This window comes from Thioalkalivibrio sp. XN8 (assembly GCF_011058255.1).
In the GTDB taxonomy this organism is placed as follows: domain Bacteria; phylum Pseudomonadota; class Gammaproteobacteria; order Steroidobacterales; family XN24; genus XN24.
The window spans coordinates 24,010-49,608 of sequence record NZ_JAALFH010000052.1; the positions used below are offsets into that span (position 1 = coordinate 24,010).

Sequence of the window (25,599 nt, forward strand, 5' to 3'; positions counted from 1 at the left end):
CTCGTCCTTACTCCCAGGTCCTGACCTGGAAAGTCGGCTGCTGCAGCGCCTCGCTGTCGCGCAGGACCAGCTCCAGCTGCTGCGGGCCCAGGCCTTTCTCGAACTGGAGGCTGGCGGCGCGGCGGTATTCCCGGCCCTGCGGGCCGCGCCCGACCAGCACCGCGACCAGTTCGTGCGGGCCGGTCTTCAGGTTGCCGAGGTAGAGCCGGTGCACGCCGCCGCGGTGCAGGGCGTCCACCTCGCGCTCGGTATAGAGGTACTTGGCCACCCGCTCGTCGTTGATCGCGACTTCCACCGCGTCCAGCGCGAAGTACTTGCCGACGTCCATCGACAGGTACACGGCGACCTGCGTGCTGGCCGGGAACAGCAGCTCTTCCTCGAGCAGGAACAGGTCCCGGTTGAGCGCCACCAGTTCCTGCTTCAGCGCCCGGAGCTCGGCGTCCGGCGCGGGCGCCTGGGCGGCCGCGGGCGCGGCCAGCGTCGCCAGCAGCGCCAGCGCTGCAACGAGCGCGCGGCGCGCGGGCGGCTTACCAGCGGCCACCGAACCAGACCTGGAAAACGTGGCTGTCGAATCCATAGAGTTCACCGTTGCGGATGTCCGTGAAGTCGTCGTAGTCGAAGCGGATGAAGTCGTAGCCCAGGCTGATCTCGTTGCGCTGCAGCGGGCCGAGGCTGCGGCCGAGGTCCCAGGTGACGCGGGCGCCCAGGGTGTGGCTCTGGAAGGTGGAGAGCTCCTTGTCGCGCGCCATGAACTCGAATACGGCGTCGAAGTCGTCGGCGTAGAACGAGGCCGGGTCCTGGGTGTAGTAGCGGTAGGAGACCTCTGCCGTCAGTCCCGGCCGGAGGCGTCGCACGTAGGCGGTCTCGAGCGTGTGGGACTGCACCTGCCAGGTATCCCGGTACCAGCGGTAGCCCAGCTCGACCGCGTTGTTGTCGCGCACCATGCCGATCCCGCGCAGCGCCACCGCGTGGCTGTTGCGGGCGCGCGGGTAGCGCTCCGGGACCTGGGCCCCGAGGATGCGCGCCGAGCGGTAGGGATTGTTCAGGAAGCCGGTCTCGAGGATCGCCTCGTAGTCCAGGCTGGCGAGGATCTTGGGCGTCACGACCTGCGACCAGCCCAGCTGGTAGCTGTTGCGCGAAATGCTGTCCTCGAAGTCGGTGTCGACCCGGGACACGGTGTCGTCGCCGCGCGCGTAGCCGAGCGAAAGCGTGCTCATGCCGCCGAAGAAGGTCTGCGCCACGGCGACGGAGACGGTGTCGGACTGGTAATCGCTCTCGTCGCTGCCGACGTAGCCGAGCGTCATCAGCGAGTCGCCCTGGAGCCAGTCGACGCTGGCGGCGAGTTCCTTGCGGGTCTCGGTGTAGGGGCTGGCGCTGGTGACGACGTCGATGGAGGCGGAGCTGATGCTGTCGACGTAGTAGCTGGCGGAGGCGGAGAAGTCGGTGCCGAAGCCTTTGCGGACCCGCAGCGCCGGGCCGGTGACCTGCACGCCGCCGCCGTCGTAGCTGTGGTACATCACTTCGGCGAGTTCTTCCGGCAGCGTGGCGGCGACCGCGGCCACGCAGGTGCAGCACAGCGCCACGGCGAGCTGCCCGAGCAGCCCGGCATAGCGCGTCTTGCCGGTCCTGGCCTCAGTTGCAGCCACAGCCCCCTCCGTCGCCGTCGCCGGCGCCGCGCGAGCCTTCGCGGACGTCGAACACGTGCTGGCGATGCTTGTCCATGAACGCATTGCGCGAGAACAGCATCATCGGGTCGGCCAGGGTCTCGCGCTCGTAAGGCGCGACCCAGGGCTGCGGCGCGGCACAGCCGCCGAGAGCGGCCAGCGCGAGCACGAGCAGGGTGCGGCGGCGCATGGTCATTCCTCCCGCAGCAGCGCGCGGACTTCGTCGAGGTAGCGCTGCTCCATGCCGGGCCGGTAACCGTAATGCACGCTGCGGACCTGGCCCTCGCGGTCGACCATCACCGTCATCGGCATCGCCTGCACGTCGTACAGCCGGCTGACGCTCTGCTCGTCGTCGAACAGCAGCGGGAAGGTCACGCCGAGCTCGTCCGCCAGCCGCTGTGCCTGGTCGCTGTTCTCGTCGATGTTCACGCCGAGCAGCGCAAAGCCCGCGGCCTCGTAGCGGGCGAAGATCTCGTCCAGCTTCGGCATCTCCTGGCGGCAGGGGCCGCACCAGGTGGCCCAGAAATTGATCATCACCACCTGGCCGCGGTATTCGGACAGGCGCAGGTTCGGCCCGGCCGAGCTGCGCAGCGCGAAGTCCGGCGCCTCGACGCCGGCGCGCACCGTGGTCGAGTTCGCCAGCGCGGCGCCCGGCAGGGCGAGCGCCAGCAAGGCGCCGATCAGAAGTAGACGCCGAGGCCCAGGTTGATTTCGAAGTTCTGTTTCCACTCGTTCTCTCCGAGGAGGTCCGATTCAAAGATGTTGTTGCGCGCCTCGAGCCGCAGGCTGAGCCAGTCGGTGGGGAGGACCTTGAGGCCGAAGCCGAAGGCGTAGCTGATGCTGTCGCGGTCGGCGAATTCCACCTGGCCGACGCCGAAGCTGAGGTACACGCCGCTGGTGCGGGCCCACTGCGTGCCGAGGAACACCTCCCCGGGCAGCACCATGAAACCGACCGAGAGGTCGTAGGCCGTGAGGTCCTCCTCTTCCGCTTCGAAGATCGGCGCGCCGAGGCGGCGGAAGCTGCTGTCGCTGATCGAGGAGGAGGCGTAACGGGCCTCGAGGTACAGGTCCTCGGTGGCGTGGTAGGCGAAGCGGAGGCCGTAGACCGGTTCGGTGCCGAAATCCTCGACCGAGAGCATGCCGCCGAAGACGCCGACCTCCCAGTCCTCGGTATCCACCTCGGGGCGGACGATGTCGCGCCGCTCCAGCATCGGGTCGATCACGGCGGGGACCGGGCCCTCGACGGGCTCGTCGGGCGGCGCGCCGGGGCGCAGCACGCTGCAGCCGCTCGCCGCCACGGCGGCGGCCAGGATCAACAGGGGGCGCAGTGCAGGGTTCATGTCTGGTCCTCAGAAGAACACCGAGAAGCCCAGCGAGATCTCGGTGAAGTCGTCGTTGTTGTTCACGTCGCGGGTGAAAACGAAGTGCCGCAGGTCGCCCCGCACCAGGAAACGCCGGGTCAGCCAGCCGCGCACCCCGAGGCCGGCATTGCCGGCCCATTCACTGACTTCTTCGGCATCCACCAGCGTGCCTTTAGGCTCGTTGGTCAGGCGCCCGGCGCCGATGCTGAAAAAAGGCGCGATCCGGTTGTCGGGGAAGGGCAGCACCTGGAGGTTGGCGTGGAAGGCCCGGGTGCTGGAAAAACTGCCCGAGGCCTGCAGCACCTGGGCCTCGCCGACGAAGTGGCGGCCGAGCCGGTAGCCGGCGCGGAAGCTGAACAGCGGGTCGCCTTCGAAGTCGCCCAGCGCGAAGCCGGCCTCGAAGCGTCGTTCCTGCCAGTCGGCCAGGCCCGGGCGGCCGAACCGCACGGCCGCGCCGCCGGGCCCCTCGGCCAGTTCCGCCACGGTGCGGTGCATCCAGCCCCGCGTGCCGTCCCTGGTCTCCACCATCAGCCAGTCGGTGCGCTGGCGCAGCAGCCGGAAGTCCTGGCCGCGTTCCACCACGTGGAACACCGGGTAGCCCCGGCCAGGGCCGGTGTGCAGCTCAGCGTAGGGCTGCGTGACGGTCAGCCACAGGGGCGCCTCGTCGGCCGCCGCGGCCGGGGCGAGCCACGGCAGCAGTAGCAGGGCCAGGGCCAGCGCCACCAGGCGCCGCCAGCCTCCGAGTGCTCCCTGCACGTCGTGGGCCATGGCTCAGTACCCGCATTCCGGCAGGGCAGGTGGCGTGCAGAAGCCGCAGCTCGCGGCCTGTTCGTCCTCGACGCGCACCGAGATCCATTCACGGATGGCCTGGTAGCAGGCGTCGTCGACGCTGGGGAAGATGTCGCCGCCGGTGTGCGTGCCGGTAATGGAGAACACGCCCTGCAGCGGCTCCAGCAGCAGCTTGCTCTGGTCCGGGTTGTCGAGATTGGAGAAGGACCGCGCCGAAAAGAAGTTGGCCATCATCTCGACCGAGCCGGGCTCGGCGCCGGGAAAAATCTTGAAGGCCCCGCCCGAGCCGGCGCCGACGTCGTGACAGCCGCTCGAGGCGCAGGTGGTCTGCCCGGTGCGGCCGTTGATGACGGCGTCGAAGATCGGGTTGACGCATTCCGCATAGTCCTCGACGCACAGGGTGCCGCCGGTGGCGGAGACCGGGCTGTTCTCCACCTCGCCCCCGCATGCACCCAGGAGGATGCATGCGGAGGCGATCAGTGGCTGGACGACGCGCTGGCGCATATTGGGACCTAGGTCTCGCAGCTGCCGGCGGCGATCCAGTCATGGATGGCCTGCCAGTCGGCGCTGCCGGCCTCGAGCACCGGCGTGCCGGAGCCCGGCACGGCCGGGTCGATGCCGATGCGCGGATGCGGCGGATCGTCCACCTCGGTGGAGCTCGGCCGCAGCAGCAGGTAGTTGGACTCCGGCTCGCAGACGTCCGAGACCATCGACACGGAAGCGTTGAAGTCGCCCTCGACATTGCCCGTCAGCACGTAGCGCGAGGTCTCGAAGCCGGCATTGACCGGCTCGTTCGGCGTGGACGGCGAGCCCGTGTTGCCGAAGGGCTGGTGACAGGACGCGCACTGCGACATCAGCACCGGGTGCACGGTCGCGGCGAACAGCTGCTCGGAGAGTCCCTGCAGGCCGCCGCGCACCTCGGACATGGCGCGGAAGCCGTCGCCGTTGGCGTCGTCGAAGGGGTCGTTGTAGTACTGCCCGCCGAGATCGATCCACTCCGCCACCAGGCGCAGCTCGCTGGCGTTCAGCAGGCCGCTGTGATCCACCGTCGGCGGCATGCTCATGTCGCGGCCCGAGCGCAGCGGCTGCTCGAACAGCTTCGCCATCAGCCCGGCGGTGCGGGAGCTGTCGCGGGAGCCGCCGGTGTTGACCAGCGGCGCGGTCCGCACGATCTCGATGCCGCCGTCCGGCATGATGCGCAGCTGCGGCAGGCCGGTATCGGGATCGAGCACCGGGTCGCCGATCATCAGCTCCTCGTAGGACTTGAGACGGCCGGAGCCGGCCGTCGTGCCGCCCAGGTCGAGGCCGGCCGACAGCGGGTCGTTCGGGTCGTCGTTGAGATGGCAGCCGACGCAGGTGGCGTCGCCGCGGTCGGCCTCCCACAGCGGCTGGATGTGGTCGGGGTAGTTGATGATCCCGTCGACCGGCACCGGCACGCCCGGGGGCAGGTCGGCGTAGCTGATCAGCAGGGGCTCGTCGGCGGCGCGTCCGGCCTGGGCCGGATCGGTCCACACGTCCTCGTACACCAGGTCGAAGCTGAGCTCCAGCGCGGTCGGGTCGACGCGCGTGCGCGTCTCGGCCATGGACTCGCCCAGCTCCCCGGCCATGGCGGCATTGGGATGGAAGCCGGCGATCGGCGCCGAGTTCAGCGCGCTGCCCCGACGCGGGGAGTGGCAGCCGTTGCAGGTGCGGGTCTCGCCCGGGCGGACCTGCAGCCAGTTGGTATGGACCTGGATCGCGCGGCCGTGGGCGTCCAGCGCCACCACGCCCAGCGGGGTGTCGGCCGGCACCTTGATGCGGAAGGAGCCGTCGGGCTCGATCGGCGCGTAGCCCAGGATCTGCTGCATCTCGAGGTCGGTCTCGCCGATGGCTTCGCGGGACACGCCGGGCGGCGTCGGCACCGCCTCGGTCACCCGCAGGAAGCGGGCCGGCCGGTCGGCCGCCGTGCTGAGCGTGGGATCCTTCAGCGTCATCAGGTCGGCCACCTGGCTGCGCGTGTCGTCCGGCGGCGGCGCCGTCATGGGGATGGTCTCGCCGGCCACCAGCATCCGCGCGCCCATCAGCCCGAGGCCGTCGGTGTCGTAGACGCTCTTGACGTTCAGGATGCCCATGCCCTCGGCTGCGAGCTCCTCGTCCAGCGGCTTGTCGGTGATGGTGTTGGGGACCGGGCGGGACTGGACCGCGACCGGGTCGGTGTAGGCCCAGCCTTCCGGCGGCAGCGCGATGGGCAGCAGGTTCTTCGCGTCCAGGTCGAACATGTAGACGCCGTAGAGCGGCGGGCCCTCGACTTCTTCGTCCTGGCCGGTGACGGGGTTGAACTCCATCTCCGGGCGCAGCGGCGACCAGCTCACCAGGGCGCGGTTGGTGCCGTCCCACAGCGGATAAGGGGTGGTGTAGCGGCCGAACTCGGAGACCCCGCGGCCGAAATCGATGGGGAACAGCGTGAGCTGCTGCTGGGCCACGGCGTCGGCGGGCGCGCCGGGCACCGCCTCGCCGGCCTCGGCGAAGTTGCGGATGTCGACCGCCACCAGGGCGCCGCCCTCGCGGGTGCCGGACAGCGGCATCAGCGAGCTCATCACGCGGCCGTCGGGCATCTCGCGCGGGTGCAGGAAGCTGTTGCCCGGGCTGAAAGCGCCGTACTGCACGAAGATATTGGTGCCGTCGGGGTTGGTGATGAACAGGGGGAAGTGGTTGCGGTTGCCGACGTGGTCCCACCGCGCGAACAGGATTTCGCCGGTGTTGAGCACGGTCGGGTTGCGGTCGTGGCTCTGGTTGAAGGAGATCTGCCGGATCTCGCTGCCGTCCCCGCCCATCACGTGCAGGGCCAGCACCCGCTCGCGCTCGTACTCGTCGCGGTAGGCGTAGGGCTCGATGTTGCGCTCCGCCAGCAGCTGGCGGGTCTTTTCCTGCCGGTTGGAGCTGAACACGATGCGGCCGTCCGGCAGGTAGGCCGGGTCCACGTCGTCGCCCGCATTGGCCATGGCGTCGTCGGCGACGATGCGCCGGAGCACGCGGCTGGGCAGGTCGAGCTCGTAGACGTTCCAGGTCGGGTCGTTCGGGCCCCGCATGGAGAACAGGACCCGCTCACCGTCGTAAGACACCTCCGGATCGGAGACGTCGCCTTCGCCCAGCGTGTAGTCGGCGGTGAGATTGACCAGCGGCGCGGTCGGCGACGACAGGTCCTTCATCATGAGGTCGCCGCCGGGCCGGAAAATGGCCCCGTCGGTCGGGTTGCCGACCGCGTCGACCGCCCGCATGGCGAAGACAATGGGAAAGTCGCCTTCGACCACGACGGCCGAATCGCTCGATTCTTCGCCGCCGCCGCAGCCGGCGACCGCTATCAGGAATCCCAGTAACGCCGGGTAACCCAGCTTGCGTTTGTTTGCCCACACCATGTCGCGACCTCCCGCTCTCTTGGTTACGTCGGCGGGCAGGGGCGCAAACTTGAGGCTGTCGGGTCGGGGAAGGGTGCTGGTGACACCGGGTCCGGGCCTTGCGCCCGGACCATCTCCCATGGCCGGCAACCCCGCTGTCCTGGGTCCCTGGGGACCTGTAGACCGGTGGTTTTGCGTCCCCGCCTTTCGACGGGTTTGCCTTTATCAGCGGGGCCACGGATGCCAGAGGCCCTGTGCCATGTCAAGGAAGCAGCGCACGTGGCGCCGGCGCAACACCCCGCCGCGGGCCGGCCGGGGAGGCGTTGGAACGAGTCTAAGCCTCGGTTTCTACTTAGTATTCATCGCGGCCGCTGCAGGCGCCGGCGCCGGCGCCCGCGTGTGCGCCGCGGCCGGGCTTGCCGGGCCTGCCGGAGCATGACGCGGGGAGCCTTTGCGCAGCCGCTATTCGCCGCCGCCCGGCGGCGTCCACTGGAACACGTCCTCCAGCGGCACCTGGAAGACTGCGGCAATGCGGAAGGCGGCCTCCAGGGACGGGGAGTACTTGCCGGCCTCGATGGCGGCGATGGTCTGGCGCGTCACGCCGATACGCTTGCCGAGTTCCGCCTGGGTCATTTCACCGTGCTGGAAACGCAGCAGCCGGACCCGGTTGCTGATCGTGCCTGCCCTCATGACTGCCGCCGGTAGGCGACCACGGTGACGCCGTAGGACACGAGTTCTGCCAGGACGATCGCGAAGATGGCCCCGTTCACGATGGCCCAGCCGCCGGCGTAGAAAGGCATGATGATCGCGACCATGATCACGCCGGCGATCAGCGTGCCGTAGGCGATGCTGACCGAGCGCCGCTGGATCGCGAGGTCGCGCTCGTCGGCCGGCTCCCGGGCTTCCTCCGGTGTGCGCAGGCGAAACAGGGCATGGCCGGCGCCCAGGATCGCCAGCTGCACGGCGACGGCGATGGCGAACAGCCAGAGCTGGCGCAGGTTGGGCAGCGTGTCGTCCGGCGGAGCTGTCGCCACGACGGCGAAATAAGGCCCGAAGGCCACGAGTATGGCCAGCAGGGACAACCAGGCGACTTTTTCTCGGTAAGACATGCTTGAACCCCCCGAAGAAGGACTGAATGGTAAGCAAGTTTTACCGAATGTTAAAAATGTTTGTCAATAAGTAAAATAAATTTAACTTTACTCGGGTCCAACGTCGGACCCCGGGACTGCATGAGCAGCGGGCGCAGACCCGGGCGGCCCAAGCTCGAACTCGGGCGCGAACAGGAAGGGAATGCGGAAATCGAAGCGGGCTTCGGTATAACGGTCGTCGATCGGGGCATCCCCGGTTTCGGCGTGCGGGTTCCAGGTCACCGCCAGCACTTGCAGCCCCGGTTCGAGACCGTCCAGCGCCACGACCCCGGTGATGCCCCGCATGCCCAGGTCCAGCCGCTCGGTGGCCACGAAGCCGTCGAGGTCGATGGGCTGGCCCTGCAACGACACCGACCAGAGCCGCGCCAGGCAGGGTGCGCCAAGATCGGCGTCCGCGCCGGGACAGAGGCGCTCCAGCAGGAGGTTGTCGCGGATCGGATGGTAGGGCAGGAACAGCCGCAGGTGACTGCCGCGCTGTTCGAAGGTCGGGATCGTGGGCCGCGCGCGCAGGCGGTCCTTGCCGTCGCGCAGGTCCTCGTAATAGCTGCTGCGGAAGGCCGGGCCCTGCAGGTGCTCGGTGTCGAGGTAACTGAACTGGTCCGAGACGGTGAAGTTCACGGCGCGGTTGAAGCTGAACTGGCCGAGGACCACGATCGCGATCACCGCCAGCACGAACAGGATCATGGCGATGATCGGCCGCGTGTTGCTTTGCAGGGTCAGTTGCACCGGCAGGACCAGCCGCTGCGGCACCAGCCAGCCGTTGATCCTGCCGAGTGCGTTCACCAGCCCCCGGAACCACGGCGCGCGTTGCAGCGCCGGCACGCGTTGCGCCAGCAACGTGTCGAGAAGCCACAGCAGCACGGCGCTGCCCGCGGCGATGCCCACCAGGCCGAGGGCCGCGGCGTTCATGCCGAAAGTCGTGGCGCCGAAGCGGGAGCCGACCAGGCCGCCGACGCTTGCTGCCAGGGTGATCAGCAACACGATCCAGACGATGGCCAGCGCGATGACGCTGATCACTGCGAACAGGGAGGACGCGAGGCGGTCGGAGCGCTCGATCGCGGTCTGCAGGTCCGGCAGCCGCCGGCGATAGTTTTCCCGGGTGAGCGGCCCGATCCCGGGCGTCCGGTTCCAGTCGATGCCGCGCGGGAACACTGCGCGCAGGCCGATCAGGCCGACCCAGTAGGCGCGCGCCAGCAGGTGCAGCAGGAAGCATGCGCCGAGTCCGTACGCCAGGCCCGTGAGCAAGATCAGCGCCGTGCTGCTGCTCACCACCAGGGTCAGGGACAAATGCGTGTAAGCCTCGGCGAAGCGCTCGAACAGCCAGCCGGGCAAAGTGAACAGCGCGACCGTGGTCAGGCTCGAGATGATCAGCTCGAGCTCGTCGGTGCGGTCGCGCAGCCGGGCCAGCTCGGCCCTGGCCTCCGCTGACTGACGTTCCGGGGCTCGAGAATCCCGCTCTGGCATGTGCTCCGCTCCCCCGCGACTGCTGCGATCGGGGCCCGGACTCGCCGGGCCCGGCCAACCCTGCGAGAATACCGAAATGCATACGGTAATTCCCCTGCAGCGCAGCGCTGCGAGCTGGCTCGAGCGTCCTGGCCGCATCTGGTTCAGCTGGAGCATCTTCAATCCGAACGGACCGACCGTGAGCTGCCTCGGCCTGCGCGAGTCCGGCGCTCCCGAGGGCGTCGAGGTGTTCTACCGCTGGCAACACCTGCTCGGCGGCGAGGATTACCGCCTCGGGCATGTCGACCTGGAGGCGCCGGATGCCCGCGCTCGCCTCAGCGGGATTTTCACCAGCGCGGTCCGGCTCCGGCCGGGGCAGGGTTTCCGGCGCTTCGCCATGGTCACTTCGATCCCCAGCCTGGTGGTGTCGAACGTGGCCGAGGACTGGCTCCCGGTGCTCAGGGGTTGCCTCGAGCAGAGCGACGCCGTCGCCCGGGGGGACTGGGGCCGCGAGCGCTACCTGCTCGCCAGGTACGGCAACCGCCTGTTCGACCGCGCCGGGGAGGAGCTGCGCGAGGCCTACGAGCACATGCGCCGGCAGCACGAGTCGAGCAGCGAGCCCGATCCGCTGGCGGGCGAACGCCTCGCGCAGATGTATCGCCTCTACCAGCGCGTGCCCACCTTCGCGGACTGGGCGCCGGGCCGCTACGCGAGCCGCGCGGCGAAGCCCGGCGACTTCGACGCCTGGTGGGAGACGGTGACGGCGCCGGAGTTCTGGCCGCCGGCGGCGACCCAGCTGGCGCAGGCCTGGGAGAACGTCGCGCAGCAGAGTTCACTGCCCGCGCGGACCCCGATGGCCGAGGTGCGCGACTTCTTCGCCGCTTACGGGATGCCGATTTTCAGCCAGCCTGCGCCGGCAGGCGCACCCGGCCGGGACGATTGAGCCAACTAAGGAGAACGACATGGGATTTTTCGACTTCATCGCCGACGCCGGCGACAAGCTGTTCGGCGACGACGCCATCGACGAGAACAAGGTCCGCGAGCACATCGCGGGCCTGGGCCTGAAGCTGAAGGTGTTCTCCGTGGTCGCGCACCAGCAGGACAAGATGGTGTCGCTGATCGGCTGGGCCGAGACGCTGGAGGACAAGGAGAAGGCGATCCTGGCGGCCGGCAACATCAAGGGCGTGGAGAAAGTCGACGACCGGCTGAAGGTGGGAACCCCGCCGGCCCGGCCGCAGGCTGCCGCGGCCGAGGCGGCCCCCGCTGCCCCGGCAGAGGCGCCGGAGCCGGACAGCTCGGAGCAGCCCTCCTCGCGCTTCTACACGGTGCAGCCCGGCGACACGCTGTCGAAGATCGCGCGCGAGTTCTACGGCAGCGCCGGCAAGTATCCGGTGATCTTCGAGGCCAACACGCCGATGCTCACGAACCCGGACCGCATCTATCCGGGACAGGTGTTGCGCATTCCGGAGGCGTGACGGCGGGCAGCGTCTCGACCCGGAGTTCCGGGTCGAGATGCAGCACCATCCGCCGCTCCCCGCGCAGCGCAGCGAGCGTGCCCGCGTCGATGCCGTGGCGCGCGCGCAGGTCCTCGTCGCTGACCGGCGAGATCGGCTTGCGCCGGTCGAGCCCGCCGTAGCGCTGCAGGTTGTAGAAGGACCAGGCCACGATCACCACGGCGCTCAGCACCACGACCCCGGCGTACCCCAGCAGCGTGATCGCGTCGCTGCGGTCGGCGGGCTCCAGCAGGTGGCGGGAGAAGGCGTCGATGCCGAACCACCAGGCCAGCAGGCTGATCAGCGGCACGAACAGGTACAGCCACACGGTCCAGGCGATCAGCGTCAGCACCGAGTACAGCGTGCGCTGGCCCACCGGCTGCAGCTCCGGCCGGTAGAGAATCTCGGGGTGGCGCAGCGGGCGGGGCGTGGTCACGGCCGCAGCCCCCGGTCCGGGCTGACCCACACCGCGCGCGTGCCGCGGCGCTTGAGCAGCGCCTTGGGCACCGCCACCACCGTGGTGGCCATGCTGATCAGCCAGAACGCCAGCGGGTACCAGATCACCCAGAAGTAGTCGCGCCAGAGCCCCTTTTCGTAGCGGCTGTCCATCATCATGCTGACCCCGAACTGCACCAGGCAGGTGCAGCCGAGGATCACGCCGTTCCAGCGCGGCAGCACGGTCGTCACCGTGAGTGCCGGCGGCATTTCGACCGCCAGGCCGAGGAAATACAGCAGGAAGATGAAGGCCATGGTGTAGGCCCAGACCACGCTGAGCGAATACTCCGCCAGCAGGCCCCACATCCGTCGCCGCCGCCAGGACAGCACGCGCGCGGCGTAGCGGCGCAGCACCTCCACCCCGCCCTGGGCCCAGCGCAGGCGCTGCCGCCACAGGCCGCGCAGTGTTTCGGGCATCCAGATCCAGCACAGCGCGTTGGGCTCGTAGCGCACGTCCCAGTGGTCCGCCTGGATCAGCCACGTGAGGTCGATGTCCTCCGTGACCATGTCCGTGTTCCAGTAGCTGTTGCGCTGCAGGGCCGCCTTGCGAAAGGCCGAGACCACGCCCGACACGGTGAAGATGCGGCCGTAGATCCGCTGCGCCCGCTTGATCAGGCCGATGATCGAGGAGAACTCGCCGACCTGGAGCCGGCCGAGCAGCGTCGAGCGGTTGCGGATGCACGGGTTGCCGGTGACCGCGCCGACCCGCGGGCCCGAGAGCAGGTGGTGCATCAGCCAGTGCACGGCGCAGGGGTGCAGCACGGCGTCGCCGTCGATGCACACCAGGTACTCGCTGCGCGCGGCCAGCGCGCCCATGCGCAGCGCCATCGCCTTGCCCTGGTTGCTAGCGAAGTGAATCACGCGCAGCCGGGGGATCTCCGCGGCCAGCGCGTCCAGCAGCACGCCGGTCTCGTCGCTGCTGCCGTCGTTGATGGCGATGATCTCGAAGTCCGGGTACTCGGTCTGCGCCAGCCACGTCATCGTCTCGCGCACGTTCTGGGCCTCGTTGAAGCAGGGCACGAGGATCGAGCAGGGCGGCGTTGCGGGCAGCGGCGGCGGCGATTCCGGCCCGCCTGGTGACTTGCGTTCCCAGTGGAAGTGGTACCACAGGCCGGCGACGATCCAGATCCACGCCATGAACAGCGGGAAATAGAAGGCGAAATTGAACATCACGGCGAGCGGGCCGGTCATGTCTCCCCAGCTCAGCATCAGCGCGACTCCCGGTAGGGGAAGCTGCGCTTCGACAGGCCCTGGAACAGCGGCTCCTGCGCCGGCCGGCCGCGCACGAAATCGTCCGGGTAGTAGGCGAGGTTGAGGGCGCCGGCGCGCAGCAGCGCGCGCAGCTGGCCCCGCAGGGTCGCGGCGTCGAGCCAGCGCTCCTCGCGCCAGTCCCGGGCCTGGAGCTGGAACACCGTGGCCTCGAGGCCGCCGGGATGGGCGGCCACCGTGTCAACCAGCCCGAGCAGCCACGGCAACGGGTCGCCTGCGACCTGCTCGAGCCCCGGCATGGCCATCAGCACCGGGTAGTCGTAGGCGGCGAGGAAGGCCGGCAGCGACTGGCTGAAGCGCGCCTCGGCGGCCGGGTCGAACACGGCCCGGGCGTAGAGGCTGCGCGCCGTGCGGATCGCGGGCCGGTAGCGGCGCACCCGCTCGGCCAGCTCGGTCGTGAAGTCCACCAGCGCTGCGGTCTTGTCCGCCGGCGTCAGCTGCTCGCAGGGCCGTGGCAGGGGATGCCCGCCGGGCCAGCTCGCCGCCGGCAGGCAGGCCGCGGCATCCTCGTCGGCGGCCAGGAAGGCGTCGTCGTGGAACAGCACGCCGGCCACGTGGGCATGGCGGGCGAGGTCTGCGTAGATCTCGCCGACCAGCGCGCGCGCCTCGGGCAGGAAGGGGCTCAGCCGCGGATGGTCGAAGCCGGCCGGCGCCGAGCCGCCGTCGGGCAGGTGCCGGCGCACGCGCAGCGCTTCCGCCTGCTGTTCGTCCGGCGGCGCGAAGGCGAGCACGGGCAGCCAGGCGAACACTTCGACCCCGGCGCGGGTGCGCAGCTGCCAGGCTACGCGGTTGAACAGGTCGGCGCGCACGGGCAGGTGCCGGTTGGGGAAGTACAGCTCGCGCGCCAGGCCGTCCCCGTCCGGGTCGGCGAAGGCCTGCAGGTAGACCGTGGTGATATCCAGCGCGTGCATGCGCTCGATGAGCGCATCGAGGTTGCGTTCCTGCTGCGCCGGGTCCGGGTCGAACACGTAGTCGAGATCGACCTGGGCCACGCGCTGGATGCTGCGCGTCGGGCGCTGGGGCAGGTTGAGCGCGAAGCGCTCCAGGCCCGGGTTGCCGGTGATCAGCAGCCGGTTCAGCCCCTGCAGGCGGTCGACGGTGTTGACGCCGGTGGCGAGGCCGAGCGAGACGGGCATGCCGAGTTCCGCGGCCACCTCTTCGGCCAGGGCATCGTACTCGCCGTAGGGCCAGGCCACGGCGCGCGGCGGCTGTCCCGTCTCCCGGGCGATGATGGCCGTGCTGCGGGCCAGGTCCGTCCTGATGCGCTCGCGGCGCTCGGCCGCCGTCTCGTAGCGGCCCTCGCCGGGGCGCCAGGCCAGCGTCGTCACGGCCGGCTGCAGGTTGCCCTGCGGGTTCCCCGGGATGCCGCGGTGCAGGTCGTGCGTGTGGCTGGCGATTTCCACCAGCCCGGAATCGACCATGGCGCGCAGCTGCTCCCAGTTGACGAACCCGCCGGCGCCGCGCCGCGCGCCCTCGTAGGGCACGGTGGCGCCGGCGGCGACGGCCTCCAGCCAGCCGGTGTTGATCGCCACCACCGCCGGGTAGTCGAAGGCCTGCAGCAGCGGGAAGACGCGGGTGTACAGGCTGGCCAGCCCGTCGTCGAAGCTCAGCAGGACCGCCCGCGGCGGCAGCGGGGCGCGCCCCTCGTGGGCGTCGATGACCTGCTGCAGGCTGACGGGCTGCCAGCCGTGTCGCCGCAGCCATTCGAACTGCGCGGCCAGGTCCCGCGTCGAGACCGCATACGCGTCCGGATCGATCTCGCGGGCGACCTCGTCGCGCACGTCGTGCCAGCTGACGGCGACCCATTCGCCCGCAGCGGCGGGCGCCGCCGGGGTCGCGGCGAAGGACAGCAGCCCGGCCAGCAGCGCCGCCATGAAGCTGGGCCGGCGCATCAGAAGTAGCCCTCCAGCGCCAGCAGCAGGTCCCACTGGCGCTCGCGGGCGCCGTCGTAGACCCGGCTGGCCCACCCCGCGCCGTAGCGCAGGCGCCACGTCCGGTCCAGCTGCCAGAGGTGTTCGTAGCGCAGCGCGCCCGTGGGGTCGGTGCCGAAGTCCTCCTGCCAGTACAGGCCCGCGGTGACGGCGAAGCGCTGGGTGAAGGCCCGGTCGTAGTCGCGCCAGGTCAGCCAGTCGTGCTGCAGGCCGTAACCGAGATAGGCGTCGCGCGAGGGATTGAAATACAGGCCGCCCTCGCGGCTGGCGCGCGACAGGTAGAGTTCCCCGCGCCCGCTGGTCACGTGCTGCGCATCGGCGCGCAGGCGGTGGTCGGAGGACAGCAGCAGCCCCAGGCGGACGTTGCCGTCGGACAGTGCCAGGCGGCTGAAGCTGGCGCGTGCGTCCAGCGACTCGTGCGCCTGCCAGCGCGCGGCGATTTCCGCCTTGCGGCCGCTCAGGCCCTCGGCCCGCGGCCGCAGCGGGGCGTCCAGCGAGAAGGACTCGTAGCGGGTGGCGAAGCTCCAGTAATCGTCGAGATGCCAGTCGAAGCCGCCGGTCAGGCCGACTTCGGGGTCGCCCGACAGGCTGCGGCTGACTTCCAGGTAGGCGTGCCGGCGCTCGCGGCGCCAGCCGAGGCCGAAGCCGGCCCGGCGCCAGGTGCGCTCGCCTTCCGGGAAGCGCCCGGACACCCAGTCCTGGAAGCCGTAGGGCTGCCACCAGTAGTCGAAATGGGGTGCGGCCACGCGGGTGCGCAGGCTGCGCTCGCGCGAGCCGAAGTCCGCGAAGCCGTCGCTCTCGCCGTAGCCGGCCTCGACGCTGATCCACCAGCGCTCGCGGTCGCGCCACCGCTCGAGCTCGCGCGCCACGGCCGGCTGGCCCGGGAACTCCGCGTCGAGCGCAGCGAAACGGGCGTCGGCCGCCTGGTAGCGCCCCAGCGCTGCGAGCGTGAGCGCATGCTCCAGGCGCCCGCCGAGCACCTCGGGCTCATAGGCCTGGGCGAGCTCGATCTGCTCCAGCGCGCGCTCGGGCCAGCCGCGCCAGCGATACACCGTCGCCAGCTCGCGGCGCACCTGGGCGCTGGCGGGCGCGTCCGCCGCCAGCGCCTCGAGCCGGGCCTGCGCCTTGGCCGGCTGGTTGGCATACGCGCGGACCATGGCGGCGAGCAGGTCCACGCGCAGGCGCTCCCAGTTGGGACCCTGGCCTTCCTGCGCGCCCAGCCAGGCGGGCCGCGCGGCGGCCATGCGGTCGACGTGCGCCACGGCTTCTGCATGGCGCTCGGACTCGACCAGCGCGTACACCAGGCCGAACTGCGCCTCGACCAGCCCTGGCTCGGCCTGCAGCGCCTGTTCGTAGAGCGCCGCCGCTCGTTCCGGCTGGCGGGCCGCGAGATAGGCGTCGGCGGCGGCCTGGCGGACGAAGGCGGGCGCCTCACCCTCGAGGGCCTCGAACGCCGCGATGACCTCGTCCATGCGCCCGGCCACCCGCAGCGCCCCGATCCGGTCGAACTCGGCCCGGCGGGCCAGCGCGGGCGGCAGGTCGGCCGCCGCCTGCAGCTCGTCCAGCAGGCCGAGGGCGGCGGCGATGTCGGCCCGGCGCTCGATGCTGTCCTCGGGGGCGAGCGCGGCCCAGCGCACCAGCTGGGCGGCGCGCTCGAGCTGCAGCCGCTGCAGCTCGGCCCCTGCCACCAGGCCGGGCTGCGCGCGGGCGAGGTCGAGGGCGCGGCCCGCGGCGCCGAGCTCGGCCAGCGCGAAGATCCGCTGCCGCCCGGCCTCGTTGTGCGTGGGGTCGAGCTCCAGTGCGGCGGTCGCTGCGGCCAGCGCTGTCGCGGGCCGCCCGATGCGGCGCTCGAGATAGGCGGCGGCGGCTGCCGCTTCGACGCTGTCCGGCGCTTTCTCCCGCAGGGCGGCCAGGTGCGCGGCGGCCTCGGCATTGCGCTCGAGATCGCTCAGGGCCAGGGCGTACAGCACGCCGATATCCGGGTTGCGCGACTGGCGCTCGAGCTGCGGCGCGAGCAGGGCGGCCGTGCCGGCGGCGTCGCCCGTCGCCCGCAGCGCGCGGGCCCAGGCCAGCAGGGCGTAGTCGGGCAGCGTGGCGGCGTCGAGACCGCCAGCCGCGGCCACCGCCTCCGCCGGCCGGCCGGCCCATTCCAGCACCGTCACCAGGTCGGCCCGCAGCGCCCGGTCGCCGGGCGCATCGGCCAGCAGGGCGCGGAGCGCGGCGATAGAGGCGTCGAAGCGGCCCGCGCGCGCCTGGATGACCGCGGCCTCGCGCGCGGCGAGGGGCGCCGTCGCGCCGGCCAGGCCGGGCACGAGCGCCGGCTGGGCAAGCGAGGTCAGGCAAAGGACGAGCGCGGCTGGGACCAAGATAACGGGCCTGGAAGACGACGCGGGGCGTCGAGCGACCGCGTATGTTAGCGGCAGCAAGGCTGTCATGAATGAGAGATAACCGACAGAAATCGCACCATTTCGGGCCCGGTCGCGACGCCAGCGCCGGGCGGCCGGCGGCAGCCACGCTAGAATGTGGGTCATGAGCCTCGCCCAAGCGCCCAACTGGCTGGCGATCGTGCCCGCCGCGGTGCTCGCCGCGACGCTGCTCGCCGGCTGCAGCCCGGTCACCGTGGTCAATGCGCTCAGTCCGTCGGCCCACTACCAGGCCGATACCGGCCTGGCCTACGGTGAAGAGCGCCGCCAGCGCCTCGATCTCTACCGTCCGGTGGACGCCGCCGACGACGCCCCGGTGGTGGTGTTCTTCTACGGCAACGGCTGGCGCGAGGGGAACCGCGGCAACTTCGAGTTTGTCGCCTCCGGGCTGACGCGGGCCGGCATCGTGGTGCTGATCCCGGACTACCGCGGCCATCCGCATGCGGCCTTCCCGGCATTCATGGAGGACGGGGCCAGGGCCGTGCACTGGGCCCGCGACAACCTGCCCGGCGTCGCCTCAGGGGAGCGCCCCCTGTTCGTAATGGGTCATTCGGCGGGCGCCCATATCGCGGCGCTGCTGGCCCTCGACGAGCGCTACCTGCGGGCGGCCGGCGATTCGCCGCCGCCGCTCGCCGGCTTCATCGGCCTGTCCGGTCCCTACGATTTCCTGCCGCTGGATCGCGGCTACCTGGAGAACGTGTTCCCGGCAGAGAGCCGCGCGCGCAGCCAGCCGATCGAGTTCGTCTCGGCCGCGGCGCCGCCGACCCTGCTGGTCCATGGGACCGACGACGGCGCGGCGCTGGCCGAGCACAGCCGGCGCCTGGCCGAGCAGCTCGAGGCGCACGGCGTGCCCGTGACGCTGCGGCTGTACGACGGCGTCGCGCACGTGCGGGTGGTCGCGGCGCTCGCGCCGCCCCTGCAGTGGATCGCCGCTACCCTCGACGACGTGACCGAGTTCGTGACCGAGTCCGCGCACGAGCAGTAGCGCGGCCGGTCGCGCGGGCTCAGGAGCCCGGCGCGCCGAACTGCTGCTGGTACAGCTCGATGTAGTTCCGGTAGTAGCGGTTGTAGAGCCTGAAGTGCTCGGCGAGCTCGGTGAGCTCGCGCTCGGCGCCGCTGAAGTACTCGAGCAGGTCCTCCTGCTGGTACTCCAGCAGCCGGCCGAGGTTGGGCGCCACGTCCTCGACGTTGTAGAGAGCCATGTCGGAGTACTCGAGGATCGGGCGGTTGTCGGTGTGGAGCGGCGCGCCGGCGGCCAGCTCATCCACGTCCTGCTCGCCCAGCAGCAGCATGCTGGCGAGCTCGTAGACGTTGTCCACGTCCAGCGTGCGCAGGTCGCGCTCGATCTCGCCGACCATTCTCCGCCGCAGTTCCGCCAGGTCCACCCGGGTGGGTTCCGGGGTGCCGACGAGGATGATGAAGTGGGTCGGGAACTGGGTGAAATACCAGGCCGTGGTGTGCGGGAAGACGTCGTCGAAGGTGGCGATCAGGATGCGCAGGTCCTGGAAGGACAGGCCGCCGATCGGCAGCCAGGCGGCGGCCACGCCTTCCGGGGTCAGGGCGTCGCGCATGATCTCGAAGTACTCGCGCGTGTAGAGGTAGGGGTTGCGCTTGTACTTGAGGTTGGTCACGTCGGTGACGATCGCGGAGAACGCCTGGTCGGTGGCGGCGATGTAGTTGCGGGCATCGTCCAGCACCAGCTCGAGGTCCGGGTCCGCATAGGAATGGTAGTTGACGCTGCCGAACAGCGGCGCCGCGTCGATGATCTTCTGCTCGATCTCGACGGCGTGGACCTCGACGCCGTGCAGCAGCATGCTGCCGGAGGTGGTGCCGGTGCCGTAGCCCACCGTCAGCGCCACCTCCGGGTCCTCGGCCAGCAGCAGCGGGATGTGGGCCAGCATCTTCGAGTCGGCGAGCAGCACGACATCGGTCCCGGAGACGTTCTGGCCGTCTACGAACAGGCCGCGATAGCCGTCCCGCTCGACGGCGGTGACCGTGCCCGACAGGCCTTCCGCGTAATAGATGACGTCGAAGCCCTCGGCCGCGGTCCGCAGGTCGCGGCCCTTGAGCTCGGCGTGGAAGGACTTGCTGTCGGCAAAGATCAGCAGGTTGGCGACGGCGGCGACGACCACGAGGGATACCCACTGCATCCTGGCGGGGCGGCTGCTGCGCAGCAGGAAGGCCAGGGCGATCAGCAGGCTGAGATTGACCAGGATGAGCGTGGTGTTCCACATGCCCACGAAGGGAATGAGCACGAAGCCCGTCAGCAGGCTGCCGAGGACGCAGCCGAGCGTGTTGGAGAAAAAGGTGGCGCCGGCCTTGGCGCCGATGCGGTCCACGTCCTGGGCGTAGATGCGCACGCCCAGCGGGAACAGGATGCCCATGAACACCGCCGGGATGAACGACACCGTGAAGGCCAGGCCCATGCCCAGCGTCAGCTGGCCGGCCGGCGTGGCGTCCGCCAGGAGGACGGTCAACTGCTCGAACTGCCGGAAAATGAGCAGCACGACGGCGCCGCTGAAGGCCGTCACGATCGATACCGCGCTGAACCAGGACTCGAGATCGCGCCGCCGGTCCACGCTTCGCGCCACGATCCACGCCCCGACCGAGAACCCGAGCAGGAAGCCGGCAAGGATCAGCGCGAAGGCCTGCGAGGTGGACAGCCCGTAGGTCGAGAGGATGCGCACCCACAGCATCTCGTAGCCCAGCGCGATGAAGCCGGTGAGGAACAGGAACACCAGCATGTAGGAGTAGGGCGCCTTCTCGCCGGTGACCGGCGCCAGGTCCTGGGCGCCCCGCTTGCTCAGGGCGACGATCAGCGCGACCACCAGGTTGCCGGCGATGGCGATCGCCAGCGCGCCGGTCACGCCGAACCAGCGCACCAGCACGAAGCCGGTCAGCAGTACGCCGGTGGCGGCGCCGAGCGTGTTGAGATAGTAGAGCTTGCTGAAGCTGGAGCCGAGTTGCTCCCGGTTGCGCAGGAAATACTTGGCCAGCAGCGGCATGGTGCCGCCGATGAGGAACACCGGCGGCAGCAGCACGAGGGTCGACAGCAGGAGCCGCGCGAGCGAGAGGCCGTAGAAGCCGAGATTGTTGTAGGCGTATTCGTACAGATAGCGGTAGACGGGCAGCGTCTCGATCACCAGGAAGGCGAGCAGCGAGGTCGCGGCGATTCCGATTTCCACGTACAGGTAGATCCGCAGCGGATCGCGCGTACGCTCCGACCACTTGCCGAAGAAATAGCTGCCCAGGCCCAGCCCGAGCAGGAACACGGCAACCACCGTGGCGACGGCGAAGCTGCTGACCCCGAAGACCAGTCCCAGCAGGCGGACCCAGATCAGCTGGTAGATCAGGGCCGAAGCGCCCGAGATGAAAATGGCTGTGAAGAGCAGCCTGTTGCTCAGGGTCCAAACCATCAGCGTGAGCCCTCTGGCTGGGTTGGGTGTCCCGCGCCGCGCCCGTCGCGACGGGCACGAAGCCCGCGGCCGTCGCAGCATCTTAGCCGCACGGCAAACCCTTCAGGCAGTGGGAAGAACCCCTAGTGCGCGGCGGCGCCTAGCGCGTGAAGGCCCGGAACAGGCCTGCCGCGCCAAGCAGCGCCAGCGCGAGCCCTGGCAGGGGCAACAGCGTCGCCAGCGGCAGGCCCAGGCCGAGGCCCGCCAGCGACCATGCGGCGAGGTCCGCCCGCGGCCGGCCCGGGGCGGGCAGCAGGGCCCTGCCGAGCCAGTGGTCCAGGCTCAGCTTGCCGGCGCCGTTCAGCACCAGTGGCAGCAGCATCAGCGCGAACAGCAGCGGCAGCTTGAAATTGCCGTAACCGTCGTCGCTGATGGCGTAACCCTGCCAGAGTTCGCCCAGGCTGGACCAGCTGTCCGGCCAGTGCACCGCGGCGGTCGCCACGAAGGTCAGGATGAACAGGGAGAAAGCAAAGAAGCGTGTGAACAGGCCGAGCACCAGCGCGGCCGCGCCCAGCAGTTCCGCCCAGGTCGCCAGCATCCAGCTGAGCTGGGGGCTGATCATGCTGAAGGGGATGGGGAAGCTGTCCTGGACGTGGGCGAACCAGTTCTCGCCGCGAAGTTTCTCCAGGCCGGCCTCGCCGAACTCCCACGCCAGGATGAGCCGCAGCCCGAGCGGGGCGAGCCAGGCGCCGAGACCTTCGAGTCGGGCCGTGATGTCGCGCCACAACTGCGGCAGTCCGGTCAGGGCAGGATGCATGTCGGTGATCTCCGTTGGTGGCAGGGGGGCGAGGGAAGGCTGCCGCGGGATTCACTCCGAACCCCGCGGCCAGCCTGGATCGGGGCTCAGGCCACCCCGCCGCACTTGCCCTCGCCGCACTTGCCTTCGGCGCCCTTTTTCTTGCCGTCTTGCTGCCCGCCTTCCTTGTCGGCTGCGCCGCACTTGCCTTCGCCGCACTTGCCCTCGGCGCCCTTCTTGTCCTCGCCCTTCTCCTTCTGGTCGCCGCCGCACTTGCCCTCGCCGCATTTGCCCTCGCCCACGGACAGCATGTAGCCGCGGTCGAGGTCGACGGCGCTGAACAGCGCGGCCGGGGACGCCTCGGCGGCATGGGCGGCGCTGATGCCCAGCGACGACAGCAGGGCGGCGCCCAGGATGACGGACGTGTTCTGGTGGATCTTCTTCATGGTTTCTCTCCTCGGTTCCCGGTATTAAGGTGCAGGGCCGCGCCGCGTTCGGCGGGTCCTTGCATGGGGTGACGCCGCGCCGGCGCGGATGATTGCATCGGCGCGCACGAAGTATTTATTGACCCCGGGTGCAATCAAGCGCCGCCGCCACGAGTCATGTGGGGTAAGCAACCGATAAATGGATTCCTGCCCATGGCATCGATGCACAGCCTGACCGACGACGACTACCAGCGGGCCTTTCGCTACGCCCGCTCCCTCGGCGCCGACCGGGACCTGGCCTATGACCTGGTGCAGGGGGCCGTCACGCGCGGCCTGGCCTCGGGTCGCCAGGACATCGACGAGCCGCTGGCCTACCTGATGACCAGCGTCCGTAACGGCTTTTACAGCGAAGTACGGCGTGACAAGACCGCGGCCTGGACGCAATACGAGGAGCTGGACGGGGTGATCGCGACGGACCTGCAGCCGCTGGAAGACATGGCGGTCTCGCGCGACGCGCTGCGGCGCGCCTGGTCCAGCCTGTCTGCCGTCGAGCGCGAGGTCCTGCATCTCTGGGCCGTGGAAGGCTACACGGTCGACGAGATCAGCCAGCGCACGGGGACGCCGCGCGGGACCCTGCTGGCGCGCCTGCATCGCCTGCGCAACCGCCTGGCGGTGAGCGCGGGAGACTCATTTGGAGCATCGCTATGAAGCACGACACGACGACAGTCAGCCTGAAAGAGGGCATCCGGGAGCTGGCGAGCGAGGATGCGCTGGACGCTCGCGAGCTGGCGCAACTGCGGCGGCTGGCGGCAGACACGCCTGCGGACCCGTCGCGCCGGCTCTGGCTGGGAGCTGCAGCCGGGCTCGGCGTCGCCGCGGTCGGCGGCTGGTGGGGCATCGGCGTAATGCAGGCGCGCGGCAACACCCAGCGGCTGGCGGACGAGATCGCCGCGCAACACCTGCGGGCCGAGCCGCTGGACATCGTGTCCGGCGACCTCGGAGAACTGCGCGAGGTGTTTGCCTCGCTCGGCTTCAACCTGCTCGACCCGGCGGAAGTCGAGGACGTGCCGGGGACGCTGGTCGGGGCCCGCTTCAGCTCCGTCGCCGCGACGCCGGCGGCCATGCTCCGTTACCGGACCGAAACCGGCTTCATTTCCGTGCACCAGGCGCGCTACGACGCCGAGCGGCATTACGGCGCCGCCGACATGGACCGCGGCGAGCCCGGCGCAGTGCGCTACTCGGCGGGCGTTGAGGTCTGCCTCTGCCACACCCACGGGGTGCTGCTCGCCGTCGCCACCTGAGCGCGATACCGGTCAGCCGCCCGGTCCGGCCTGCAGGTGGTCGAGCAGCGCCGCGTTCAGGCGCGCGGGCTCGGTAACCGGCGTCCAGTGGTCGCCGGGGAAGCGCCGGTAGCGCCACGGGCCGGTCACCCAGCCCTCCGAGCGTGTCATCTGCGACTCGACCAGGAACCGGTCACCCTCGGCCCAGATGCCCAGCGTCGGCGCCGCGGGCTTTGGGTGGCGTTGCAGCAGGACCGTCGCGACGTTGGCGCGATAGATGCGCAGGGCGGCGGTCATGCGGCCGGGGCGGCGCAGCCGCTCGAGGACCTGCGCCTTGCGCGGATGCTGGAAGTACCTCGTGAGGCTGAGCGGGCTGTCGCCCTGGAGCAGCCGGTCGCTGATGCCGGCCAGCAGGAAGTAATACGTGTACCAGGCCAGCAGCTTCTGCTTCAGGCCGGCGCGGGCGTAGGCGGTGGGGTGGCCGACGCCGAGCACGGCCAGGCTGCGGACCCGCTCCGGAGAATGCCCCGCCAGCAGCCAGGCCAGCACCGCCCCCCAGTCGTGTCCCACTACATGGGCCCGGGCGACCCCGAGCTCGTCCAGCAGCGCCAGGTGATCCCCGGCGATCGCCGGCGCCCGGTAGTCGCGCAGCCCGGGCGCGATGTCCGACTCGCCGCAGCCGACGGTGTCGGGCGCGATGCAGCGGTAGCCCGCGGCATGCAGGGCCGGAAACTGCGCCGACCAGAGCGTGGCTTCATCGGGGAAGCCGTGCAGCAGCAGCACGGCCGGCCGCGCCCGGTTTCCCGGCGCCGAGTCGAGGTAAGACAGGTTCAGGCCGCGATGCCTGCAGTGAAACCGCGGCGCGGGGTTGTCCACGGCGGTCCTCGCGACGTTGCGATGCGATGGCGCTCGAGTCTGCCACGGTGCGCGGGCTTCCGCTACGCGACGCGCCCGGGGGACCAGCGACTATATTTAGGGCATGAACGAGGCGCAGCTGGTTTTCTACCATCTTGGCGTGGCCCTGGCGATCGGCCTCCTGATCGGGACCGAGCGCGGCTGGCAGGAGCGGGAGGCGAAAGAGGGCGAGCGGATCGCCGGGGTTCGCACCTTTGGGCTGATCGGGCTGCTGGGCGGCGTCCTGGCGCTGCTGGCGGAGCAGTTCGGGCAGCTGGTGCTGGGCCTGGGGTTTGTCGGGCTCGCGGGCGCGGTGGCGGCGATCTACGTCGTCAACCTGCGCGAGGGCAATGAAGACGTGGGCATGACCAGCCAGGTCAGCGCCCTGCTCACCTTCGCCTTCGGCGCGCTGGCGGCCATGGGCGAGGCGGCGGTGGCTGCCGCCGCGGCGGTGGTCACGACGCTGCTGCTGAGCGCCAAGCCGGTCCTGCACCGCTGGGTGGGCGCGCTCGAGGCGGGCGAGTTGCAGGCCGTCATCAAGCTGCTGCTCATCTCCGTGGTGCTGCTGCCGATCCTGCCGAACCAGGGCTACGGGCCCTGGCAGGCGCTGAATCCCTATGCCATCTGGTGGATGGTCGTCCTGGTCGCGACGATTTCCTTCATCGGCTACTTCGCCATCAAGATCGCCGGCGCGCGCCGCGGCACGATTTTCACCGGCCTGTTCGGCGGGCTGGCGTCCTCGACCGCCGTGACCCTGCATTTCTCGCGCGTGGCGCGGGCCGGCAAGGTCCCGCCCGCCATGCTCGCCACCGGCATCCTGCTCGCCTGCGGCACCATGTTTCCGCGCATGCTGCTGGTCGGCAGCCTGGTCAACCCGCAGCTGTTTGCGCAGCTGGCCTGGCCGGCGGTCGTGATGGGGGTCCTGACCTACGGCGGGGCGCTGTTCTACTGGCGGGCGTCGGCGCGGCAGGACAGCGAGGGCGCCGCGCCGCTCCAGAACCCGCTGGAGCTGAAGACCGCGCTGGCATTCGGCTCGCTGCTGGCGCTGATCATGTTGCTCAGCAAGGCCCTGCGGCAGTGGTTCGGGGAGGCCGGCGTGCTGGCGCTCGCCGCCGCCTCCGGCGTGGCCGACGTGGACGCGATTACGCTCTCGCTGGCGCGCATGAGCAGCGAAGACCTGGCGGTGCCCGTCGCCGTGACCGGCATCGTCATCGCCGCGAGCGTGAACACGCTGGTCAAGGGCGGCATGGCCGCCTTTATCGGCGGGCGCCCCGTCGGCCTGCGGGTCGCCGGCCCGCTGCTGGCCGCCGTCGCGGGCGGGCTCACGACGGCGTGGCTGTGGGTCTGGTGAGGCCCGCGGCCCCCGGGCATCACAATTCTGTCATGCGCCTGAGACAAGGTCGTTAACCACTGGGCATA

At 70.3% G+C, this 25,599-nt stretch carries 25 protein-coding genes and 1 riboswitch; of the genes, 6 read left to right on the forward strand and 19 right to left on the reverse strand.

Translation table 11 applies throughout. From position 1 onward, the window contains the following. Window positions 1-7 precede the first annotated feature (7 nt). The 11 genes from G6N75_RS06250 to G6N75_RS06300 all read right to left on the reverse strand — a co-directional run bounded on the left by G6N75_RS06250 (window position 8) and on the right by G6N75_RS06300 (window position 9,800). Window positions 8-541, reverse strand: a complete 534-nt coding sequence (locus G6N75_RS06250) for an AraC family transcriptional regulator (protein ID WP_165347496.1) — start codon at window positions 539-541, stop codon at window positions 8-10. Continuing rightward, window positions 528-1,646, reverse strand: coding sequence for a DUF3570 domain-containing protein (locus G6N75_RS06255; RefSeq protein ID WP_165347497.1), 1,119 nt, complete (start codon window positions 1,644-1,646; stop codon window positions 528-530). Before G6N75_RS06255 ends, G6N75_RS06250 begins: the two co-directional genes overlap by 14 nt. Beyond that, window positions 1,633-1,854 carry a DUF4266 domain-containing protein gene (locus G6N75_RS06260; RefSeq protein ID WP_165347498.1) on the reverse strand — a complete coding sequence of 74 codons (222 nt, stop codon included), beginning with the start codon at window positions 1,852-1,854 and terminating at the stop codon, window positions 1,633-1,635. The genes G6N75_RS06255 and G6N75_RS06260 overlap by 14 nt, the downstream gene beginning before the upstream one ends. Window positions 1,855-1,856: 2 nt before the next feature. Beyond that, window positions 1,857-2,336, reverse strand: a complete 480-nt coding sequence (locus G6N75_RS06265) for a TlpA disulfide reductase family protein (protein WP_240900979.1) — start codon at window positions 2,334-2,336, stop codon at window positions 1,857-1,859. Between the two features lie 8 nt (window positions 2,337-2,344). Next, entirely contained in the window at window positions 2,345-3,004 is a 660-nt protein-coding gene (locus tag G6N75_RS06270) for an outer membrane beta-barrel domain-containing protein (protein WP_165347499.1), read from the reverse strand. Between the two features lie 9 nt (window positions 3,005-3,013). Continuing rightward, window positions 3,014-3,793 (reverse strand): SH3 domain-containing protein, encoded by a 780-nt coding sequence (locus G6N75_RS06275; protein ID WP_165347500.1) that lies wholly within the window; start codon window positions 3,791-3,793, stop codon window positions 3,014-3,016. Between the two features lie 3 nt (window positions 3,794-3,796). Then, window positions 3,797-4,318: a hypothetical protein gene (locus tag G6N75_RS06280; protein ID WP_165347501.1), complete on the reverse strand. Its 522-nt coding sequence runs from the start codon at window positions 4,316-4,318 to the stop codon at window positions 3,797-3,799. An 8-nt stretch (window positions 4,319-4,326) separates the two neighbouring features. Further along, window positions 4,327-7,209, reverse strand: a complete 2,883-nt coding sequence (locus tag G6N75_RS06285) for a hypothetical protein (RefSeq protein ID WP_165347502.1) — start codon at window positions 7,207-7,209, stop codon at window positions 4,327-4,329. A gap of 121 nt (window positions 7,210-7,330) precedes the next feature. Continuing rightward, a riboswitch (cyclic di-GMP riboswitch) is annotated at window positions 7,331-7,419 on the reverse strand. A gap of 231 nt (window positions 7,420-7,650) precedes the next feature. Further along, window positions 7,651-7,878, reverse strand: a complete 228-nt coding sequence (locus G6N75_RS06290; protein ID WP_165347503.1) for a helix-turn-helix transcriptional regulator — start codon at window positions 7,876-7,878, stop codon at window positions 7,651-7,653. Further along, the gene (locus G6N75_RS06295) at window positions 7,875-8,297 is read right to left on the reverse strand and encodes a hypothetical protein (RefSeq protein WP_165347504.1); all 423 of its coding nucleotides are present in this window, start codon (window positions 8,295-8,297) and stop codon (window positions 7,875-7,877) included. Before G6N75_RS06295 ends, G6N75_RS06290 begins: the two co-directional genes overlap by 4 nt. 87 nt (window positions 8,298-8,384) lie before the next feature. Continuing rightward, window positions 8,385-9,800: a hypothetical protein gene (locus G6N75_RS06300; RefSeq protein WP_165347505.1), complete on the reverse strand. Its 1,416-nt coding sequence runs from the start codon at window positions 9,798-9,800 to the stop codon at window positions 8,385-8,387. A gap of 76 nt (window positions 9,801-9,876) precedes the next feature. On the opposite strand from G6N75_RS06300, the gene G6N75_RS06305 reads away from it, so the two are divergent. Continuing rightward, window positions 9,877-10,722 carry a hypothetical protein gene (locus tag G6N75_RS06305; RefSeq protein ID WP_165347506.1) on the forward strand — a complete coding sequence of 282 codons (846 nt, stop codon included), beginning with the start codon at window positions 9,877-9,879 and terminating at the stop codon, window positions 10,720-10,722. A 19-nt stretch (window positions 10,723-10,741) separates the two neighbouring features. After that, on the forward strand, window positions 10,742-11,254 hold the full coding sequence (locus tag G6N75_RS06310; protein ID WP_165347507.1) for a LysM and BON domain-containing protein: 513 nt from the start codon (window positions 10,742-10,744) through the stop codon (window positions 11,252-11,254). Here the strand turns inward: G6N75_RS06310 and pgaD are convergent. From pgaD to pgaA, 4 genes are read right to left on the reverse strand one after another with little or no spacing between them, the layout of a single operon-like run. Further along, window positions 11,199-11,708 (reverse strand): poly-beta-1,6-N-acetyl-D-glucosamine biosynthesis protein PgaD, encoded by a 510-nt coding sequence (gene pgaD, locus G6N75_RS06315; protein WP_165347508.1) that lies wholly within the window; start codon window positions 11,706-11,708, stop codon window positions 11,199-11,201. The two genes, G6N75_RS06310 and pgaD, sit on opposite strands and share 56 nt — an antisense overlap. Next, window positions 11,705-12,976, reverse strand: coding sequence for a poly-beta-1,6-N-acetyl-D-glucosamine synthase (pgaC, locus tag G6N75_RS06320; RefSeq protein WP_240900980.1), 1,272 nt, complete (start codon window positions 12,974-12,976; stop codon window positions 11,705-11,707). The genes pgaD and pgaC overlap by 4 nt, the downstream gene beginning before the upstream one ends. Continuing rightward, on the reverse strand, window positions 12,976-14,928 hold the full coding sequence (gene pgaB / locus G6N75_RS06325) for a poly-beta-1,6-N-acetyl-D-glucosamine N-deacetylase PgaB (RefSeq protein ID WP_165347509.1): 1,953 nt from the start codon (window positions 14,926-14,928) through the stop codon (window positions 12,976-12,978). The genes pgaC and pgaB overlap by 1 nt, the downstream gene beginning before the upstream one ends. Further along, window positions 14,928-17,333 (reverse strand): poly-beta-1,6 N-acetyl-D-glucosamine export porin PgaA, encoded by a 2,406-nt coding sequence (gene pgaA, locus G6N75_RS06330; protein WP_165347510.1) that lies wholly within the window; start codon window positions 17,331-17,333, stop codon window positions 14,928-14,930. The genes pgaB and pgaA overlap by 1 nt, the downstream gene beginning before the upstream one ends. 163 nt (window positions 17,334-17,496) lie before the next feature. On the opposite strand from pgaA, the gene G6N75_RS06335 reads away from it, so the two are divergent. Then, window positions 17,497-18,375, forward strand: coding sequence for an alpha/beta hydrolase (locus G6N75_RS06335; RefSeq protein ID WP_165347511.1), 879 nt, complete (start codon window positions 17,497-17,499; stop codon window positions 18,373-18,375). Window positions 18,376-18,394: 19 nt separating this feature from the next. On the opposite strand, the gene G6N75_RS06340 is transcribed toward G6N75_RS06335, so the two are convergent. The 3 genes from G6N75_RS06340 to G6N75_RS06350 all read right to left on the reverse strand — a co-directional run bounded on the left by G6N75_RS06340 (window position 18,395) and on the right by G6N75_RS06350 (window position 22,027). Beyond that, complete coding sequence (locus tag G6N75_RS06340) at window positions 18,395-20,806, reverse strand: fused MFS/spermidine synthase (RefSeq protein WP_165347512.1); 2,412 nt, start codon at window positions 20,804-20,806, stop codon at window positions 18,395-18,397. 139 nt (window positions 20,807-20,945) lie between these two features. Then, window positions 20,946-21,602, reverse strand: a complete 657-nt coding sequence (locus G6N75_RS06345; protein ID WP_165347513.1) for a DoxX family protein — start codon at window positions 21,600-21,602, stop codon at window positions 20,946-20,948. An 86-nt stretch (window positions 21,603-21,688) separates the two neighbouring features. Continuing rightward, on the reverse strand, window positions 21,689-22,027 hold the full coding sequence (locus tag G6N75_RS06350) for a hypothetical protein (RefSeq protein ID WP_165347514.1): 339 nt from the start codon (window positions 22,025-22,027) through the stop codon (window positions 21,689-21,691). A gap of 192 nt (window positions 22,028-22,219) precedes the next feature. Here G6N75_RS06350 and G6N75_RS06355 point away from each other — a divergent pair, with 192 nt between their 5' ends. After that, on the forward strand, window positions 22,220-22,714 hold the full coding sequence (locus G6N75_RS06355) for a sigma-70 family RNA polymerase sigma factor (RefSeq protein WP_165347515.1): 495 nt from the start codon (window positions 22,220-22,222) through the stop codon (window positions 22,712-22,714). Further along, window positions 22,711-23,307, forward strand: coding sequence for a hypothetical protein (locus G6N75_RS06360; protein WP_165347516.1), 597 nt, complete (start codon window positions 22,711-22,713; stop codon window positions 23,305-23,307). Before G6N75_RS06355 ends, G6N75_RS06360 begins: the two co-directional genes overlap by 4 nt. A gap of 12 nt (window positions 23,308-23,319) precedes the next feature. On the opposite strand, the gene G6N75_RS06365 is transcribed toward G6N75_RS06360, so the two are convergent. Then, window positions 23,320-24,162: an alpha/beta fold hydrolase gene (locus tag G6N75_RS06365; protein WP_165347517.1), complete on the reverse strand. Its 843-nt coding sequence runs from the start codon at window positions 24,160-24,162 to the stop codon at window positions 23,320-23,322. Window positions 24,163-24,265: 103 nt separating this feature from the next. Here G6N75_RS06365 and G6N75_RS06370 point away from each other — a divergent pair, with 103 nt between their 5' ends. Continuing rightward, window positions 24,266-25,531 carry an MgtC/SapB family protein gene (locus G6N75_RS06370; RefSeq protein ID WP_165347518.1) on the forward strand — a complete coding sequence of 422 codons (1,266 nt, stop codon included), beginning with the start codon at window positions 24,266-24,268 and terminating at the stop codon, window positions 25,529-25,531. Window positions 25,532-25,599 lie beyond the last annotated feature (68 nt).